The sequence below is a fragment of the Flavobacterium sp. ABG genome (assembly GCF_001027725.1).
Taxonomy (GTDB): Bacteria; Bacteroidota; Bacteroidia; order Flavobacteriales; family Flavobacteriaceae; genus Flavobacterium; species Flavobacterium cupriresistens.
This window is the reverse complement of sequence record NZ_LEKS01000012.1, coordinates 105,716-127,410: the sequence shown is the minus strand read 5'-3', so window position 1 is coordinate 127,410 and position 21,695 is coordinate 105,716. Positions and strand designations below refer to the sequence as shown.

The 21,695-nt window shown below is 38.4% G+C and carries 9 protein-coding genes; all 9 read left to right on the top strand.

Annotated features, from left to right (window positions below):
- Positions 1-84 precede the first annotated feature (84 nt).
- The 9 genes from AB674_RS22690 to AB674_RS13800 all read left to right on the top strand — a co-directional run bounded on the left by AB674_RS22690 (position 85) and on the right by AB674_RS13800 (position 21,323).
- A complete protein-coding gene (locus tag AB674_RS22690; protein ID WP_131701548.1) occupies positions 85-468 on the top strand; it encodes a hypothetical protein in 384 nt (127 codons plus the stop codon).
- Between the two features lie 118 nt (positions 469-586).
- Positions 587-979: a hypothetical protein gene (locus tag AB674_RS13835; RefSeq protein ID WP_047777493.1), complete on the top strand. Its 393-nt coding sequence runs from the start codon at positions 587-589 to the stop codon at positions 977-979.
- A gap of 172 nt (positions 980-1,151) precedes the next feature.
- Complete coding sequence (locus tag AB674_RS13830; protein ID WP_047777492.1) at positions 1,152-4,625, top strand: hypothetical protein; 3,474 nt, start codon at positions 1,152-1,154, stop codon at positions 4,623-4,625.
- 5 nt (positions 4,626-4,630) lie between these two features.
- Positions 4,631-6,121: a hypothetical protein gene (locus tag AB674_RS13825; RefSeq protein WP_047777491.1), complete on the top strand. Its 1,491-nt coding sequence runs from the start codon at positions 4,631-4,633 to the stop codon at positions 6,119-6,121.
- A gap of 52 nt (positions 6,122-6,173) precedes the next feature.
- The gene (locus tag AB674_RS13820; RefSeq protein ID WP_047777489.1) at positions 6,174-14,744 is read left to right on the top strand and encodes a hypothetical protein; all 8,571 of its coding nucleotides are present in this window, start codon (positions 6,174-6,176) and stop codon (positions 14,742-14,744) included.
- Positions 14,745-15,130: 386 nt separating this feature from the next.
- Positions 15,131-16,375, top strand: a complete 1,245-nt coding sequence (locus AB674_RS13815) for a DUF4856 domain-containing protein (protein ID WP_047777487.1) — start codon at positions 15,131-15,133, stop codon at positions 16,373-16,375.
- A 55-nt stretch (positions 16,376-16,430) separates the two neighbouring features.
- The gene (locus AB674_RS13810; protein ID WP_047777486.1) at positions 16,431-17,546 is read left to right on the top strand and encodes an imelysin family protein; all 1,116 of its coding nucleotides are present in this window, start codon (positions 16,431-16,433) and stop codon (positions 17,544-17,546) included.
- A gap of 2 nt (positions 17,547-17,548) precedes the next feature.
- The gene (locus AB674_RS13805) at positions 17,549-18,916 is read left to right on the top strand and encodes an HTTM domain-containing protein (RefSeq protein WP_047777484.1); all 1,368 of its coding nucleotides are present in this window, start codon (positions 17,549-17,551) and stop codon (positions 18,914-18,916) included.
- Positions 18,897-21,323: a TonB-dependent receptor domain-containing protein gene (locus tag AB674_RS13800; RefSeq protein WP_047777483.1), complete on the top strand. Its 2,427-nt coding sequence runs from the start codon at positions 18,897-18,899 to the stop codon at positions 21,321-21,323. Before AB674_RS13805 ends, AB674_RS13800 begins: the two co-directional genes overlap by 20 nt.
- The last annotated feature ends 372 nt before the right edge of the window (positions 21,324-21,695 follow it).

Here is a 21,695-nt window from a genome sequence, read left to right as displayed (position 1 = left end):
TAAAAGTACTATTTATAAGTATGCCCCAATACTTCCTATATTGACATTACCCCAGGAAACTTCCTCAAATCACTCCTCAAAATTATGGCAACCTATCCTTATACTCAAGAGATAATGTTAACGAATAACATTAAATCAACCACTGTCGTTTCTATTGAAAATGGAATGGAAGTATCTGTTACCACTTTTTCTTCCTCATTAGGCGCAATGAACTCCGTACCTGGCTCCTCCTTAAAAGCATCTGATCCTCCAGTCGGAGCATTAGGATCTGTCACGCTTTCACCTGTCCAGTCAAAAGCCGTAGATATAAAATTTGTAGTGGGATCACTAAAAATTAACATAGAGTTAATCACTTTCAGAGCACAATTCGCTCTTGATACAGGTCAGGTTACCTGTCACGGATTTGTCTCAGATCTGCAGGATAATAATCGAATTTCTTTTGATAAAGTAATTGCTGCTTGGTCTTAATTAAAAACACCACGGTAATTCCCTGGGACAAAATAGAGTTATGAAATCAAAAACAGTATTCAGAAATCGAGCTTGTAATATAAATACGTTAATAAAAGTGCTGCTTATAAGTGCGTTTATGGCATTTCCTATAGCGACATTTGCTCAGGATCTCACTACGGTACCCTTGCAGGAAATAACGCCGCCTATTGTCGAATGTGGAACTTCCGGAGAGCGCTATTTTGGTGACTTGGCCATAGAGTACTCCATCGATTCAAAAGGTACTGTTGTAGTCTGCACTTTATATTTAGCTACCGTTTTGGTAGGCATACATTCTTTAACTGCGACTGATCCTATTTACCAATTCGATTTAAAATCCGGAGAAAGCACCACTAGCGGAAGTCTCAGCATTTTTCTGAATTTTTCACCATCAATTTCGACCCTCAAAGCAGATCTGACCTACACCGCTAAAGCCAACAACACCAGCTTTCCTTTTAAAGGTGATTTAGTAGGTTGGTATGTTTATGAGTAGAGATTTCTGATTTTAGATTGTAGACTTTAGATTGTAGACTTTAGATTGTAGACTTTAGATTGAAGATTCTGCAATTTGGAATTTGGAGTTTTCGTTTTTTAGAATTTAGATTTTTTGGAATTTGGAATTTCCATTTTTTGGAATTTAACATTAACCTTACTAAGTAGAATTTATGGCAACCTTACAATTCACAAATACTTCGTCAGGCAACACTTCGTTGTATCTGGCTGCAAAGGACACTAATTGGTTCGCTTATCTTTTGGCAAAAGGAGTGACGGGACCCGAAAGTGGCACAATAGGTCTGGACGAACTGTCCGCTTACAATGGTTATTTTTTATTTTCATTAAATGCGCCAACTATTGACATTACAACGTTTGTAGGTAATGTATATACCTTTCTTGGTCCGTTGCAAACGTATCAGTCGGCATCGGTTGTTTGGTTTGAAAATCCTAATACAGCACTAACTGCCATCAATACAACTCAACTTATTTTGACAGGAGGCACCAATGGAAACTATACTGTTCTAACGGGACTTAATTATAATTTCGGAAATAATTATGCTACCCTATTCATAAGTAATAACAGTGTTGCGCTGACTTTGGATACGACCAATAACAGTATGACCATATCGGGCAATAATTATACTTTTCTGGCCAATAACTCCTCTTCTCAGAGCCAGATTATGGGCACTATCGAAATCCCTCTAACAGGAGTTGGACAGGGACGCATCAGGTTTATCTATGGTCTATACTCCTCCTCTGATTTTAGGAATTTTAATCTCAGCAACCAATACAGTTTTAATAATAATGCCAACAATGGCCTCTTGACGAGAGTCGGTTATTCCCTTCTAAAAGATGGAAATTTGAATGACTTAGTAACCATGCAAGGCAGTATCTATCCTTGCGACTTATTAAACAAAACTGGAGTAAACACCTATTTTGCTTTTTTAGGACAAACCTATAATACGCATACCCAACTAAAAACAATTACCATACTGCCCTCCTATTATCTGACTAATTTTGGTTATCCCTTAACTTTAATCCCTTATTTTAATTTTATAAATCACGATACTTCTCTAAACTATCCGACAGCAAACAGTTCACTGTTAGTATTTAGTGAACAAACTCCAGACGATCCAAATGCGGTTTGGTATATGGTTCCTCAGGGAGGCTTATCACTTACGCTCGACATATCATATCAGAAAAATATAGACACTAATAAACAGGTACAATTAATGTGTGGACTGGGTTCTACAGAAACCGTTAGTTTTACGCCACAGTTTATTGATATTAATAATGTAATTACAGGTACCGGGGACTGGCTTTTCTACCAGACCAACCAAAATGCATTTGCGCCCCAGTTCCCTATTCAGACTACTCAAAATGTGGTTGGTAGCAATACCACTCAGGAATGGTTGGCTAACAGTTATATTACAGCATGGAATGGTGTTGTATTGGCTAATACAGAAAATATACCGGTAGTATATCATGCACAACCTCAGGGATCACCTTTATTCGCACCGGATAAAGATTCTCATTCCCCTTTGTTTAGCCATCTTACCACGGGGTCTGGCGTATTGTCGGACGCAGCGGCTACAATATTTTTTCCTTTGGTACCTTATGGGGTCGCAACGGCAACGCCATCGGGGAAAGTTGATTTTTCATTGTTTGAAAAACAGATCCTTAACCCTACCAGAAAAGCTATTATTGCCAATGCAATGAGTACGCAAAATATCCCTCCTGCATCATCCAGATTATTAAGTTCCAGAGCAACTAACGACGGTATATCCTCTACCAGTCCGCAAGGATTTTATGTTAATGTAGACCCTGCAACCGGAAAATGGAACACTTTGCAACTGGCCAGTAATCAATTTTTGACCTCAAAAGGGGTGCTTTCAAAAATATTTGATTTACAGTTTACTCCGCCAAGTTCCGTACTCCAAACCGCTTTACAATCGAATCAGTTGTTTCTTGTCATTTCTTATAATGAAAAACTGAGTGACGGTACTTATGTGCTGGATAATTTTAGTAATGAAATGGAAATTACTGAATGGCCTTTTATCTTAAATGTACCTAAAGAACCAACCAATGGGAAGTATAAAAACGTCATCATTTTTAAATTCTGCAATGGAAAACTAACCGACAAAGTTCAGAATATTCAGGGATGGAACTCACCGGACACCTTTAACGATACAAGCAGTAACGGACTGCCCAACCTTAGTATGTGGTTACAACAATACATACAAAACGGGATGGATAAATACACCGTACAACACGATAATGACTACTATAACTTTTACAAAATAGCCACAGATCCCAATTGGCAAGGTGTAATTTCACTTGGCGTTGACATCAGTGTACAGGATTTCCCTAAAGAATTACAGGGGTTGCTGGCAGGTATTGATTTAGATAAATTTTATGCCCATCATTTTGGAATTGATATCAGTATCGTAAACAACGAGGCTGGCGTGGTAGCCATGAAACATTCCAGTTCGATGTTTGCGCTCATCGATTATGAAGACCCGACATTTGAAGGTTTTGGATCAGATCCGATAGTTTACAAAGAAAAAGCGCCCATAAATGGTGCTGTTGATTATGACTTTGTGGTTTTACAATTAAAAATAGTCTTTACGAATAGTAAAATATACAATTACAACAGTTATTTGGCTTTAACGGTTAATAAATTATTCGGAGAAAAAATTGACGCCGCCAACAGAGCCAATCTCATTATACTTACCGGAACCTACGAAAACAGCAATGGTGTACCTTCTTACACCTTTACCAATACAGCTGATAATCTTCTGAATCCGGTAAATAACAACATCATTACAGAGGTAGAAATTATAAAATCTGCCTTTGTCACGGTAGTTCCTCAAAACGACGAAACCAGTACTACGGTTAATGCTAAATTTTCTTTTTGGGGATTTATCAATTTTAACGATCTGTCGGGTTTTGATTTGTTTTCATTTGGATCCGAACCGGACAGTACAGTAAATAATTTCAGAGGATTATCCTACTCCAATATGTATGTAGATCTGACCTTTCAGTTGGAAACACCTACTACCAAAACATTTGTATTTGACATTAGTCAGATGGCATTTGATGTGGGGCAAAGTACACCACGAAAAGACAGTTTGTATTCTCATTTTCCTTTGCAATTGTCCGGTATTACCAATGGAGATGCGACCAACAGTCCAACTTCTCAAGGATATCTTAATGTAGCTATACCTTCTTTGCAACAACAGCAAAGTGTAAGTGGTCAATGGTTTGCCTTGGTGTTTAACCTTAATATGGGAACACTTGGGTCATTGGCAAGTTCGGCCGGGTTTACCTCTACTTTTATGATGGCTTGGTGTGTTGGTGCAGATGGTGCATGGGCAGGAGTAAAATTACCGGGTGTAAATCCACAAGCTCCTTCCTTTAGTTTGCAAGGCGTATTAAAATTAAATATTGGTTCTATACTGTTACAAAAAGCAACGGGTACTACAGAGACTGCCTATCTGATGAAAATAAATAATATTGCTTTGGAATTGTTCAGTTTATCCTTTCCTCCGGGAGGGAACATTTGTTTTATGCTATTTGGCAATCCAGCTGCCAATGCAAAACCTGAGAGTTTGGGCTGGTACGGATCATATGTAAAAAATTAAAGTATATGTTTGAAACATTAGCTGCCAAAGTTCTTAGTGTCGCAAATTCACACCAGGAACTAATCTCCGGAATAAACAAAGAAAATCTTGCGGCTTTTTTTGAAGCTCAAAATGAAATTCGTACTTATGTAACCAATACGAATGGATTTGGTCATCAGGTTTCGACTGTAAATATCATGTTGCGTTTAATTGGCTACGGCTTTAGTAAAGAAATGGTCTGTATTTACGATGATGGTGCTGCAGATTTACCTACGATACAAAAACTCGCCCTACTTTTGCCTGAAATTGTTTTAATAGGCACAGAGGTACCCAAGCCCATAAAAATTGGTGGGGCTACTATATCATTTCAACCTACATCCACTTACAAACCCGCCAACCAAATAGATTTTGGTATCACCGGAGGGTATGATGATGGGGCCAATTTGTCTACAAAGTATCTTACCAATTGTTTTATTGTACTACAACCTTTCCAATGGGGGAAAGCGGTTTATAACAACAGCATCCTGCGAGGTAGCACTACATTGCCCTTAGAAGATGTACAGGCTATTGGTCCTCGTTTTGGAGATAGGGGCTTTTACATGAGTGATCCGACATTAACGGATCAGCAATGGGACTTATACATGGATAATCCAAAGCTAGCCATTAGGTCGGAACAGGCTAATTATATTTATTCACTTGCAACCAATCAAAGTCCTAAATACAAAAATATAAACCTGTGTAGTGCTTACGGGATGAGTGATGCTTATAATGGTCTCACTACATTACCCACGACAGCCGCCAGTCTTCTTTTTAATTTGGCACTTTCAATGTTATACGTACAAAAAAACGGTACAGGTACTCTCAAAACCCGAGCTGTATTACTTGTACTTGCCAATGTTACTGATGACAGTTATAATGATTTAAAGAATTACTTTTTAGGTATAGATACTGATGGTGGTCCCTTTACCAATCCAAAACTACTGGCATTTCTTAAAGACTATAACGTTCCTCGCAACGCAAAAACAATTACTTCACTAGCAAATAATGCTCTGGTAAAAGCCATTGATGAGCTTCAAGATGGACAAGTTCTGGTTGTCAGCTTACCTGGTTTGCCTCCTCCTGTATTTAATCAAATGATGTATGCTTCTAATATACCTTTTGTATTTGAGGGAAAAAACACAGCCAACCTCGCTATTAACTTTGCCAACCCATATTATTATTTAGCTAAAGCCGGCGCTGGAGTTGTATACCCAACCTTACCATTAAGCGCTGTAGAAACCGACCCTGACGCTAAAGCAATTCAGGCTATTGCCAATTCAATGCAGGAAAGACCTCAATCATGGCCACAAAATGATGATCCATCATCTCCGGTTAAAATGGGAGATTTTACCATACAAACAAAAGATGCTCAAAACGAATATTCGCAGTATTTTTTTAGAACGCAGCAATTTTACCATGATGAACTGAATGATAAATTATTGTTGAGTTTGTTTGTTTTTATAAATACCAATAACTAACAAGTGTAAAGATTAATCTGTACGTAATTAATACAAGTAATTCCGCAAAAAGATGACTGAAGATAAAACACCAACCCTGAAAACTTTATATCAGGAGATACAAGCAAACATAGAAAAGGGAAATGGAACATGTACTCTTGTCCCTGACGTATTAGATACTTCAGATACTATCGGTAAATTCTATTCAGATATAACCATCTCCGGAACACTTAACATAGATAAAGCTACTTTATCTCCTGCGGCTTGGGATGACAAGCTTACCTCTTTTACACTTTCCGGTGACACTACTTCTTTTGGAGTTGGTGATATGAGTGTTGCTATTATTTTTGCTACAGATGATGTTGGTTTGTATTCAAAATTAAATGCCATACTTTCAAATGGCACTTGGGCTATTAGCGGAATTGATTGGTTTTCAATTTCCAGTCCTTTTATAGGGGTGCAGGTCTATGATAATAATATGCCGGTGATTGGGGCAATGGGAGGAACAATTGCGGTAAGTTCTGCTGTTAATGTAGCCTTACAAATGGTCTATCCTATCGTCAATAATACCTGGTTGTTACAAGGAAACTTTAATACACCGTACCCAAGTATTTCTAATTTTTATCAATTAGTTGGAGGTGTTAATCTGACCGCTGCATTACCGCAACCTTTTAGTACCTTATCTACACTTGGTCTAAAATCTATTGACATTAGTTACAATTCATCCAAAACCATAGTAGAGTATATCGCCGTCAATATTAGTACACCACCTGAGTATAAGTGGCAAATTTTGCCCGGTCTTGCGGTTTCTGCTATTGATATTAATTGTCTTGTTTTAGGTTTTGGTAAAACGGGTGGTATCACTACTGAGTTTACCTTTACAGGCAACTTTACAATAGGATCACCAGGGGCAAACAATGTACTGCTAACTGCACAAGCTCCCAATTTTAAAGCAAGTGTAGAATTAATAGATGGAACCATACAACTGGGTGATTTACTTACCATGTTTTGGACTGGGACCAAGATCAACCTTCAATCGGAAATAACCGTTTTGCAGGTTCAAATTGATCCAAATGCCAAAAACTATACTCTTAATTGCACTGTAGTAACCGACTGGGTTTTCTTTACCATAAGTAATCCAAATTTAAGTTTTACCATGACTGGTTTGGCTTTAGACATCAGCAGCCAGCAAGGTGAGACTACGGGAGAAATAAGCGGGCAATTCCACATAGGTCCAAATACACCGGACAGCGGTGTTGATCTGACCACGTTTGCTAAATACGATGGCGATGCGTGGACCTTTGGCGCCAGTACAGGAACCGATCAGGTTATCTCACTGGGAGACATTGCCGTTACCTTTTTGCAAGCCTTTGGTATGGGTTATGACACCATTCCTAGTTGGGTAAAAGATAATCTGCCAAGTATCAGTAACGTAAACTTTACCGATATTTTGCCGAATGATAAAGCGAAATCATCCACTTACAACGTAAAAGGAGATGTCGCCTGGCATTTACAATACAGTTCTTTTGATTTGAAACTGAGTGCTAATGTTGATATTACTTACACGGATGGCAAAACGTCAGGAACTATTACAGGAATAGCAGATGCCAAACAAATGCTTGGACTGACTTTTATAGTTGGTTATAAATTTGGTACAGCAGATACAGAAGTCTATTTAAAAATACCCGAATTTGCCAGTACCATTACCTATACAAGCGGTACAGAAAATGATATCATCGATATTAAATTTGATAAAATTTCATTGGGCGAAATTGTCAGCACTTTGGTTGGCACCTTCAGCCCGGGCTTCAGTTTGTCTTCACCATGGAGTATATTAAACAGTATCGATCTCTCTGATTTTGAATTTAAATACACCCGATACAAAACTTCGGCAAAAAGCACTATTGAAGCAAGTATACCGATAAAAGTAGACTTAGGCTTCATTAATATAAAAGCCCTTAAAATCACCAAAGACGATTCTATTGGTGGCAGTGGTGTTTACATCTTTATTGATGGTACTTTCTTAGGTCTTCCAATCTTACCTGATTCCCCATTACAAAAAGACGGTAAAGGAAGTGATGCTACCAAAATGCCGGCAGTACCGGGAATGGGTAGTGAGTTTTTTGATTTGAAATTACTCGCTATGGGGCAGCATGTTACGATGTATGATGTACCAAGTCTCGACTCCGTAGACGCGGCTATTACAGCATTGGGAGCAGCATTCACCACCACATCAGACGAAAGTTCGACTGCTATACCGGTACCCGCTGCAAGTACCAAACCGGGTACGTTGATATTTGATCAGAACAGCAACTGGCTTATTGGAGCTGACTTTACGGTGGCTAAATTTTATCGTATCGCCGCGGTTTTTAATGACCCTAACATGTATGGATTGTTAGTTGGAGTGAGTAAAGACGCAGGAGCCTTTAAAAACCTTCAATTTGAAATTCTTTATAAAAAAATAAACGACTCGATCGGAATGTATCAGATTGATTTGCAATTGCCGGATCAATTCAGACATCTCGAATTTGGAGAAGTCTCGATTACACTTCCTATTATTGGAGTAAAAGTATACACCAATGGTAATTTTTATCTGGACTTTGGTTTCCCGGCCAGTATCACCGATTTCTCCCGCTCCTTCTCTGTGCAGGTATTCCCTTTTCTGGGATTCGGTGGATTCTATTTCGGTTATCTGAGCGGAGCTACATCGAACAATGTACCGACTACTACTTGCGGGGTTTTCAATCCTGTTATTGAATTCGGTTTAGGACTTTCTTTAGGAGTTGGTAAAACGGTTGATTCAGGTATAATGAAGGCTGGTCTTTCGCTTACTGCTGTTGGTATTTTTCAGGGTGTATTAGGCTTTTTCAGTGCTAATACTTCTCGGGATACCCATGACGAAACCTATTATAAAATTACGGGAACTTTTGGTCTGACAGGACATATCTATGGTGAGATTAATTTTGCCATTATATCGGCCAGATTAGATATCATGGCCTATGCCTATATCACGATGGTCATTGAAAGTTACAAACCAATACCAATTACTTTTGAAGCAGGTGTTTCTGTAAAACTTACCGTTAAAATTAATTTAGGTTTATTCTCTATTAAAGTATCCTTACACTTTAGCGCTACGATCAGTGCCTCGTTTATCATTGGTAGCGACACCTCGTATAATGCGCCATGGATTAATTGTCCGGTAAAAGGATCAAATGCTATAGCGGCACTAGACATGGGAACCAGAAATGCAAGATTGTTAAGCCTGACCACAACGCCAATAGTACTGAAATGGCAACCAATTCAACCCGCTGCAAAAGTACCTTTGGATTTACTGTTCTTCCCGCAACTTACGGTATCGGGAGAAACAGGAGCTTCAGGACCGCAATATGCTTCTATGCTTTACATCAATACAGATGTTAACAGCAACAGTCTTTCTTCATTAACAGAAGGTGTATTATACTGGGCAATTAATGCTCTAATTGGTAATACAAGTGAAAATACCGGTCTGGATTGGTTAAAAGCACAAGAAATCACAGCAGATCAAATCGCTATCTTGCTTTGCTACTTTAATACAAGACCTAATAATGTAGCGCCATTCAATTATATAAATGCGGCGCATGACGATATACAGACTTTCTTTAGTACGTACTTCCAGTTAAATATCCGTGCAGTTGATGCTACACAAAGCGGAAGTATGGATGCTGCAGTTTTCCCTGTAGTACCGGAGTTAACTCTGAACACAAATCTGAACGGCACTGGTGGTACTCCTGTAAATTTTGCTACCCAAAACATGACCGGTACTCAAAATTACATCAGTGATATAACGGTATTGCTAGCTTCAGCCGGAGTAGATTACCAGTCCGGTATTACGGCAGAATATTACGATTCGACCGATTGCAGTAATGTAACCGATCCGACTTATGAAGAACAGCATAACCTCTCCTTCCCTACCTTTATCTTTACCGATTTTGTAGCGTTATTGGCCAAACAAGCACTTCAGGCTGCCTCAGATTATCTGACCAAACAAGATACTCTTAAAGGCAAAGTAAGTGATGTAGTTACCGCCGCAGTAGCCGACAGTGTACAGGGAATTGGAGGTATGGCATCTCGTTTTATGCTTCATGGTTTGCGCTTACCGCAACCACCGGATGCAGCAAAAGGAATCACACAGCCTTTGTATGTATTAACAGGTCAGCAGATTGCGATTCCGTCTACGTTGAAAGCGGGTGATCAATATTCAGTTTTATTGCAAAATCCTAATGTGGCCTGGATTACTATGGTATCCGGTACTAACAATACGCTTACCATAACGATTAATGACAGCGAGATTCAGCACATACATGATGTAGCTGCGATTACATTGTCGCCTACTCTTTCGTACGGACCAGCTGCACTTATCAACTATAATGATACGCCGCAAACTTTCTCATTGGGAGCTCCGGCGTTATGGCAATATCCGGGAGATTATTACAGTGGCGTAGACAACAAACCTTACTTATGGAAATTACCGTCTAACTTAACCACTATCTTTTCGGATGGAAAAGACTGGCTTTTTGATGTCAAAACGTTGACCACAACCAGTACAGGAACTACCAAAGCAAAAGTCAATAATTACACTTGGGGTACCGTTGTTAATTTTTCATTACAAAAAATTACAGCAGTCGACGGACAAGTAACGCCATTATCAAATAACATGTACAATCTGGTAGGTGCCGATGATGCAGGAACAGTTTATCTACAAGAACTGTTGACTTACCTCAATACACATGGTGATAAAGACGGCAGCAAAACCATACAGCAGATTCAGGTATTGTATCAGCCTGATCCGACAACAGATTCAAACGGTGGTTATATATCGGATGCCAATGGTGGTTTTAAAACTGCTATCGTACAAGCCAACCTTTCAACAGAAACCAATCCGGCAGAAGCCTTTTTCAGTGCTGCTTTTGTTGAAACTCCTGTAAGAGATTACAATACGCTAAACGATGCCGGAGACTTTATTAAACTCTTATGGGAATGCAGTATTGTTCGCAGTGGCGGCTTCTACTTCTATTACAATAACAGTGAAAATAAAGGATTACCTGATACCTTATTTGCTGGTAACGGAGTAGCGAATCTGGCATTGGTAGTTACTTACGACGATCTCATACTAAGTCCGTTTGTGAACAGTGTTGTAATAGGAGATTCTATTGATACTTCTAATACTTCAGTTTATGTACAGTCACCGGATACCGCGCCAGCTACACAACAATATACTACCCGTGTCGCCACTTTATTGCCGGGAACAGTCGGTTATGAAGTGACCCGTAAAAACCCAGGGGATTATGTTCCAACACAACCGGTACCAACAATAGCAGAAGACAAAGTTTATCTGGAAACGCAATTCAATCTGATCGGATTAACAGTTCCGGCCATACCGGCCTACATCAATCCAACCCCTACAGGACCGGTAGATTCGATGGATGATGATGCCATTGCGAATACCAAAAACGGAACCCCTTCACCCAATGTTGATGTTGAAGATTGGAACTACAATGCGGTGGTGCCTTACTACAAATACATCCAACCTGCAGGTACAGATCCACTATATCCGAATCCGTATGCGGGCATAGGTACAACGGTACAAATGGTATTGAACTGGCAGGATATGTTTGGAAATGTGCCGCCTAACGGAACCACTCCGTTAAATGCATCAATGCAATTATTGTATGCCGATGCGATTATAGCGATAAGCCAGTGGCCATCTGTATCGGTATCGTACATTTTCAGTCCTGTAAACAGTAAACCTAACATCAACCTTAATTTTAATTTCAATACCGTTCGTTATGTAGGTGAAGGAGCGCAGAATAACGCTCAGATCGATATGATCACTTATATGAATATCTACTATCAGCTTAGTAGTAATGATATGGCTATTCATTACACTACAACCGTAGAAGATCAGGCCAATGCACAAGGAGTAATTACTTCAACAGATCATGTTATTACAACGACTGATTTATTGACTAATTTTATCAATCCGATTATTGTTTATTTAAAAGCAATCATCGCCGGACAACAGCCGGCTGCAGTGACAACGTATACAATAAATGCCGAAGTAACAACAAGCAACATCATAACGTTACCCGAAATTTCATTGGTTTCTACCAGTATAACGATGAAACGTATTGCTAATTTGGATCCTAATTTTGCAACTGTTGCAGGAGTGGCTTTATCCAATACCGTTATACAGCCTTCATCAGACAATGGTGTAAACAGTATGCTGGCACTTTCTTATTTTGCGGAACAATTTGAAGCCGCTTTTATCAATCAGCCTACTGCAGGCATAGTGCTTAAAGCCGCAACCGGAGCCAATTTAACCAAAGGAAACAGTGATACCACTGCAAATGCTCCTCTTTGGATGGTGCGTTTTGACAGCACAGGTGCCAATGGTCTTAAATTTGGTTTCAATAAAGAACAGGTCTACTATTTTGCTCCTATTCCGTTGGCAACCAGTTTACAGTCCTTCTCCGCTAAAATACAAACGTACCAACAAGGTAAAGCATATCCTGCTGATAGCGGTGTAACCAAAAATTACACGAGTATTGACATGGACAGCTGGGGCTTACAATTCTTACAGGCTGTTGATAAATTCCTAAGTCCGTCTTATTCTGTCCCTGCCTTTTTATTGACTGCAAGTGATGTCTTTGCCGGAGATCCTGATTATTTACAATTAATACTGGATGCCAAACAAAAACTGGCAGAAGCGATTGAAGGTACTATCGACTTTATTATTGAACCAACCGCAGGAAAAGGGCCTTCAAATATTGGCAATGCGCAGGACAAATGGAAACAACAAATCCTGATACAATTAGCAAATGCTTATCGTTATATTGCTTCTGTACAAACAACTGCGAGTATAAATTCAGCCTATTCGGGTAGCGAGTATGCCAATTCAAACAACGTGCCACCGAAGGCTCCATACGTTCCTGCCTTATACGGAAAAATGTTGGGGCTTGATCCTACGACTGCCGGATCTGACACTGTTCTTAAGTCTACTGAGTACTCTTTGTCAACGGCCAAAGTACCGACCGCCAATGGAGACTCTTGGTTGACGTATATGTTTGAAGCCAAAGATGCTGCAGAAAGTCGTAGTTTCGCTTTTGGAGATATGGAGTACAGCGTAAGTCATTTGGAATTTGATATTACCGATATACCGGATTTAGACGATTATCTGGCCTCTTCATGGTTGACATTTATTATTCCGCTTGATGGAGATATCGATCACAAAGACAGTCCACTGGCAGGTATGACCGATGTTGGCGAAACCACAATACCGGTACCATTGCGTGCCTATCCGACGCCACCGTCAATATCTGCGCAGAACTTTGATTATCCTTTGAACGAATCCAACCAACAGGAAGCCATAACGATACAAAACGCTCGTATTTGGGAGTACTATTACACGTATCAAAACCCATCTGCGGCACAGGATACCATAGTAACTGAAATTCAATTTAATGTTACCGATGAAAATCAGAGCTATTATGCCACTGCGAATACACCGAATTTGCCGTTATACCAAGCATTAGCACAGTTTATTGATTCCTATCCGCAAATCAGTGCTGATTTTGATAATTACCTGGCACTTCTTACACCTGCAACTTTAAATGCAACTTCACCTTTGGCAATCAATGCTCGTTATGCTATGCTGGCCTTTATAGATATCGTAAATGAAGTAGCAGAGCAATGGTCACTAACCAATCAGGTCAATCCAAGAAACCAATTCTTGAAGGCAATGGTTGGTACACCTGCACCTGCACCACCATTTACGTTGGCCTATACCATCACCGAAAGTCCTCAGGATGGAACGGATCATCTAATTGTCACTGTTGATTATAATAACCCACAATCTGCTGATGTCGAAATCAATGTCGGAATTAACGGTTATAGTATTGGATTGGTAGACGGCAAGAAAAATGAATTCCTGTATTACAAACTAAACGACTCCGGTGAGAAAGTTTATTTGATGTATGATGACCGAAACAATGATCCTTCAAGAACTGTTTTAATCAATGGTCTTGATATCTTAAGTGCGCAAAATGCCTGGAGCAGTGTCGCCGTAATCAGAAATGAAGAATTATTACAAAATGAAGACGGAACATGGGAAACAACTAATCCGTTGTTTATCTATCAGACTCCGCAAGTGATGTTCTATAATAAACTGATTCCGTTCTTAAATGCCGATAACGCAATAGCTATTAATACCATCGGAACTACTACTTATCCGGTACAGCCAACGCGTACCCTTAGTGTTCAGATGCTGGCGTTGTTCGATTCTTTAACAGAAAATATCAATGCAGCTGTTACGGAATTCACCATAAAAATGCAATGTGATTATACCTATGTCATTCCAACTACAACCTTCTCTGTAGACGTACCGGTTTTACTGGTTACTCCTACTACATTGACTGTTGCGGATCACGGAAAAGCTATCGCCGACATGATCACCGAAGGAATAAACACCTGGATGCTAAACAGTACTCCACAAAGTAATGCCGGAACATTTACGTTCATGTTAACAGCTTATTCAGTAACGGACAGCTATGTTCCAATATTACAGATTCCGTTTACATTGTCTTTAACAGATATTACACCACAGTAGCCTTTTTTTACTATTGTTTTAAAAGCAAAAATCCCAAATATACTTTTGGGATTTTTGCTTTTTATGGAGTACTCAAAAAATGTTGTTCCATAACATAGAATCCCTTTCATGCAATTAATTTTAACACCTGGAAACCTAATCCCACGAACTATAATCATACAAGTATTTTTCATCCTTTTTAACTTCATTAATTTCTCCAATAAAAGTGTTGAATTGCACCTCTTTCGAAGCGTCAAATCACAAATCATTTTCAAAATTCAGATCGCATCATTTCCCGTCTAACAAGCAACAAGCTGACGAATAAGTTCTTAATAATTTTGCTTCATAGCATTTTTAAAATATATTTGCAAATCACATACGTTAATTCAATCTAAATAAATATAAAAATGAATGTTAAAAATTTAATTTTACTTGGATCTTTTTCGGCTTTAATGCTGACAGCCGTTTCTTGCTCAAACGATGACGATAATAAACCGCAAGAACAAGGCATCGCTCCTTACACGGTACCGGCAACCTACACTTTTACAAGAGAAGGTGCTACATCTGTTGATTATTCAGGACAAACAACTCGTTTAGTAATGCTTGATGAATTGGGTAATTATATCAAAAATGCCGGAACTAACGGAACTGTGGCTGACAAAACCTTTTTATCTGATATGTATGCTAACAAGAATGCACGTTTCACCGGAGCAGGATTAAATGCATCCGGAAAACAATTAAAAGACAAAACAGCCGCATCTAAAGATTATTTTGTACTAAACCAAGGAGGTGGTTCAAGTGCCGAGCAGGTTGCTGTACGTGAAGTATTTGAAAATTCATTTGCAGATGCTCAGGCAGGAACACAAGGTACTACCGCAGCCCCGGGTGTTGCAGGAGTTTATCTGGACGGAACGAGCAAAAGAGTATTTGCTGCAAACGGTATGGAGCCACAACAACTTTTATTGAAAGGTTTAATGGGAGCTTGTCTTTTAGATCAGATTCTGAACAACTATTTGAGTACAAACAAATTGGATGAGGCTTCAAATAAAGAAAACAATACTAAAAAAATATTAGAAGCCGGAACTAAGTACACTACAATGGAACATGCATGGGATGAGGCTTACGGATACATTTACGGCACTGACAATCTTACTGTTACGCCTAATGTTTTTAAATACTGGAGCTCTTATATCAATCAGGTAAATGCTGATGCTGATTTCAACAAAACAAAAGCGGCTATTGAGTTGGCTTTCAGAACCGGTAGAGCTGCCATTATCGCCAATGACTATGCCGTTCGTGATGTGCAGATTGCCATTATTAAAACCAACTTATCGATAGTTCCTGCTGTTCGTGCGGTTTACTACCTTCAGGACGGAAAAGCAAAATTAACTGCAGGAGACCAAGGAGCAAAAGCATTACACTCTTTATCTGAAGGTTATGGATTTATCATGAGTTTGCGTTACACAAACAAACCGGGTACAAACAGTCCGTACTTTACTAAAGCTGAAGTGGATACCATGTTAGCTAAATTATTAAGTGGTACAAACGGTTTATGGGATATTGACGGACTATCTCCAAAACTAGATGAGATTTCTACTCAAATTGCAACAAAATTTGGTTTTACTGTAGCGCAAGCTTCAAAAGTAAACTAATTTTACATAAATTTGACTCTCAATAAAATAGCTTTTATATTGAAAATTTACGATTATGAAAAAAATAGTTTTAATTCTAGGTCTTATTGTTGGCATTTATGCCTGTTCTTCAAGTAATGATAATAAGGATACCGGAGGAGAGAGTAACTTCGACAGGACAGCAATGTTGACCAATTGGGCCGACAATATCATCATCCCGAGCTACACCAACTATCAAACAAAAGTAGCCACATTGCAGACCGCAGCTACCGCTTTTAATACCACTCCAAATGATGCAAACCTAAAAATAGTTCGTGCTGCATGGCTAGATGCCTACAAAGCATTTCAGTATACCGCAATTTATAATTTTGGTAAAGCACTTGATATTAATTTTAATGCCATGAGCAATACCTACCCTGCAGATGTCAATGGTATCAATGCCAATATCACAGGAACCTATAACCTTGATTTACTTTCGCAGTACAGCAGACAGGGTTTTCCGGGTTTAGATTATCTGTTGAATGGTCTGGCTAGCGATGATGCTGGTATTCTTGTTTTTTATACCACTAATGCAAATGCAGCCAAGTATAAAACCTACCTAGCTGCGGTTATCACTAAATTAAAACAAAATAGTGATGCCGTTCTTACCGACTGGAAATCCGGATATCGTGAAGCTTACATCAAAAGTAACGGAACTTCAGTAGGATCCTCTGTAGCGGAAACTACCAATAATTTTGTAAAGAATTTTGAGAAAGATGTGAGAACCGGAAAACTGGGTATACCTGCCGGAAAATTCTCCAATGGAACAACTTTCCCTGAAAAAGTAGAAGCTTATTACAAAAATGATGTTTCGAAAGACTTATTGAATATTGGTATAAAAGCATCACAAGATTTTTTCAACGGAAAATATTTTGCATCTGAAACCACAGGCCCATCACTAAAATCGTATTTGGATTTTGTGAATGCCACACGTGATGGAAAAAAACTAAGCGATATCATCAACACACAGTTTGCTACTATTTATACAACCAATCAGGCGCTAAGCAATAGTTTATCTCAACAGGTTATAAATGACAATACAAAAATGCTCACCTCTTATGATGCTTTGCAAAAAAATGTAATCTACACCAAATTAGATATGATGCAGGCATTGAATATTACAATTGATTATGTAGATGGTGATGGAGATTAATTATGACTCATTATATCCAAAACTATATTAATAAAACAACTCAGGCCACAACGCTAGCTTTTTTCAGGCTAGCGTTTGGTTTAATGATGCTTCTTAGTTTGCTCCGGTTTATGAGTTATGGCTGGGTCGAAAAATTTTATATCGAACCTCTTTTTCACTTCACTTATTACGGATTTGAGTGGATAAAACCTTTCGGAACATTAACTTACCTTCTTTTTATCAGTGCTCTAATCTCTGCTGTCTTTGTGGCTGTGGGCTTTTTGTACCGCTTCTCAGCGATCGTTTTCTTTCTAAGCTTTACCTATATCGAATTGATGGATAAGACCACATATCTTAATCATTACTATTTTATTTCGGTCATTAGCTTCGTTTTGATTTTTTTGCCGGCAAATGCAACTTTTTCACTAGATGCTTTTAGGAATCCTAAGTTGGCTTTTGAGAAAATTCCACGTTGGAACACTGATATTTTAAAGCTGTTATTGGCCATAGTTTATTTCTATGCGGGTTTAGCCAAACTCAATTCAGATTGGCTCTTTCAGGCTATGCCGTTAAAAATTTGGCTGCCAACCAATCATAATTTGCCTCTGATTGGCGGTTTTTTAAATCAGAATTGGGTGCATTTTACTTTTAGCTGGACCGGGATGTTATACGATCTCACCATTCCGTTTTTATTATTGTACAAACGCACACGCCTTTTCGCTTTTGTTTTGGTTGTTGTCTTTCATATTTTAACCAAAATTTTGTTTCCAATTGGTGTATTTCCTTATGTAATGATCATCTGTTCCCTCCTCTTTTTTGAAAATAGTTTTCACAAAAGAGTTCTGGTTTTTATAAGTCGATTTTTCAAACTAGATTATGCTATTTTTGACAATGGCAAAGAAAAAAAACCGACATTCTCTATTCTCTATAAAACAAAACTGGCATTACTCACAATCTTTCTGGTTTTTCAATTGACATTCCCTTTCCGTTATCTTTTTTATCCCGGAGAACTATTCTGGACTGAGGAAGGATTTCGCTTCTCCTGGCGCGTCATGCTAATGGAAAAAGCCGGTTATACACAGTTTACCGTAACCGACAGTATTACAAAAAAGACAATCCAAATAAATAACCGTCATTTCTTGACGACTTTTCAGGAAAAACAAATGGCATTCCAACCCGACTTTATACTCGAGTATGCCCATTTTCTACATGATTATTATCAAAAACAAGGTATTGTCAATCCCGAAGTCAGAGTGGACAGTTATGTTGCTCTCAACGGAAGATTAAGCAAACAATACATTGATCCCAATATCGATCTCGCAAAAGAATATGAATCATTCCATCGTAAAACATGGATCTTACCTTTCAACGATGAAATTAAAGGACTTTAACCTTATTGTAGTACTGCTTTTTACGATTAATGGTTTTGCACAAACGCAAATAGCAGGAACAGTAACAGATCAAAATGGTGAGAAATTACCTTATGTCGAAGTATTTACAACTGTTGGCACACAAAAAGTATATACCGACAAGCAAGGGCATTTTTCCCTGACAGTTCCAAATCCCGGAGATTACACGCTTTTATTTTACAAGGAAAACTATGCTGCTTTGGACGAACCTTTTACCGCACCAACTACGACAGTTAAAATTGTACTTCATAAAATGACCAATCTTTCAGAAGTAGTCATACAAAAAGAAAGAGATAAAGTTTTTGCCCTACGCAAACTAAAAGACGTTGAAGGGACAGCCATCTACGCCGGAAAAAAAACAGAAGTAATTTCTTTGGATAAAATAACCGCAAACAAAGCGGCCAACAACCCTCGTCAGATCTATGCACAGGTTGTAGGTCTTACGATTAATGAAAGCTCAGATGGAGGTCTGCAATTAAGTATTGGGGGCCGTGGATTAAATCCCAACAGAACGGCGAATTTTAATACCCGCCAGAACGATTACGACATTAGCGCGGATGTACTGGGGTATCCGGAGAGTTATTATGCAACTCCTACCGAAGCACTGGAAGAAATTCAGATTGTGCGTGGTGCCGCCTCTTTACAATACGGAACTCAATTTGGAGGACTCGTGAATTTTGTAATAAAAAGTCCAACTAAAAAGCCATTCGAATTTGTGACCCGAAACACTATTGGTTCTTATGGTTTGTTTACTAATTTTACAAGTCTAAGCGGAACAAATGGAAAATTCAGCTATTACAGTTTTTACAACTACAAACAAGGCGATGGTTTTAGACCGAACTCCGGATTTGACAGTAAAAACTTCTTTGCTAATTTAAACTATCAGTTTACTGAAAATACTTCCTTACATTTTGACTACACCTATTTTACTTACCTAGCACAGCAGGCAGGCGGATTAACAGATAAAATGTTTAATGAAGACCCTACGCAAAGTAACAGAGCCCGAAATTGGTTTGGTGTCAACTGGAACTTATTTGCTTTGCGCTTCAAACATCATTTTAACCATGATGCCGACTTCTCTATACAGCTATTTGGTCTGGATGCCAGTAGAAAAACGGTAGGATTCCGCCCAAACCGCATTTCAACGAATGATAAGGAAGGAACGGTCCGAGATTTAATTAAAGGAGATTTTGTGAATTGGGGTACAGAAGTCAGATATCTTCAAAAATATCAAATAAAAGGAAATACAAGTACTTTTTTAATTGGAGCCAAATACTATCAATCTAATAATACCGGAATTCAAGGTCCGGGCAGCTCAGGTAACGACGCCAATTTTAATCTGGCAACAGATGAATTTCCACTTTATCCAAACCAATCCGATTATCGTTTTCCGAATCTAAACTATTCCTTATTCGGAGAAAATATCTTTAGAATTTCACCAAGTTTTTCTATTACACCAGGCTTTAGAATTGAAAAAATAAAAACAAAAGCGATCGGTTCCTTCCGAAGAATAAATCTTGATCTTGCCGGAAATGTTCTTTTAGATGAGACCAAGTACGAAGACAATGTAAAAGACAGGAATTTTGTTTTGTTTGGTGTTGGCTTGAGTTACAAACCACAAAACGGTATTGAATTCTATGGTAATATATCACAGAACTATCGTTCAATTACTTTTAATGATATTAGAACTGTTAATGCAGGTCAATACATATCTCCTGATATTTCGGACGAAAAAGGATTTACTTCAGATATTGGTATTCGTGGTAAGTATAAAAACATACTTAATTTTGACTCTAGTATTTATGGTTTGTATTATAATGATAAAATTGGGGAATATCCTGCCGAAATAGGTGGTGCGTATGTGCGCGTCCGTGACAATATTGGAACTGCCTTTACCTATGGTTTTGAAACTATGGCTGATTGGAATTTAACCAATACCTTCCTAAACGAAAATCCAGATTGGTCGTGGAATCTTTTTGCCAATGTAGCCGTAACAAATTCGAAATATCTAAAATCGGAAGTACCTGGGGTTGAAGGTAATTCGGTAGAATTTGTGCCGCTTTTTAATATTAAAAGTGGAAGCGGGATTGGATATAAAAACTTCATGTCCAGTATCCAAATCACTTATGTTACTTCGCAATATACAGATGCGGAAAATTTAAAAACGGGAGAGAATAATATCGGTGATGGTATTACGGGTCAGATACCTGCTTATTTCGTTGCAGATTTCTCCAGTTCTTATAAATGGAGAAACTGGAAATTGGAAGCGGGAATTACGAATTTTACGGACAGTAAATATTTTACACGTCGTGCTACAGGTTATCCCGGCCCCGGAATTATCCCTTCTGACACAAGAACGTTTTATACTACTTTAGAATTTAAATTTTAAACCGTTGGCGCGCTTATTTTTAACACATAGAGACATAGTTCACAAAGCTTAACAAAAAGCGTTACGCTTAAAACAAATCATAAATCTATGTTTCTATGTGTTAAAGAAAATTTTACAACCAATTGGCGCGCTTATTTCTAACACATAGAGACATAGTTCACAAAGCTTAAAAAGGCGTTACACTTAAAATAAATCACATAAGCTATGTGTAAAATTATGATTCTCTTTAAACATGTCAAATTGCAAATCAAAATCTATGTTTCTATGTGTTAAAGAAAAATCATAACCTATTAGCGTAATATTTTTGACACATAGAAACATAGCATCCAAAACTTCTCAATAGAATCGGTAACTAAAAAAAACATCCGCAGA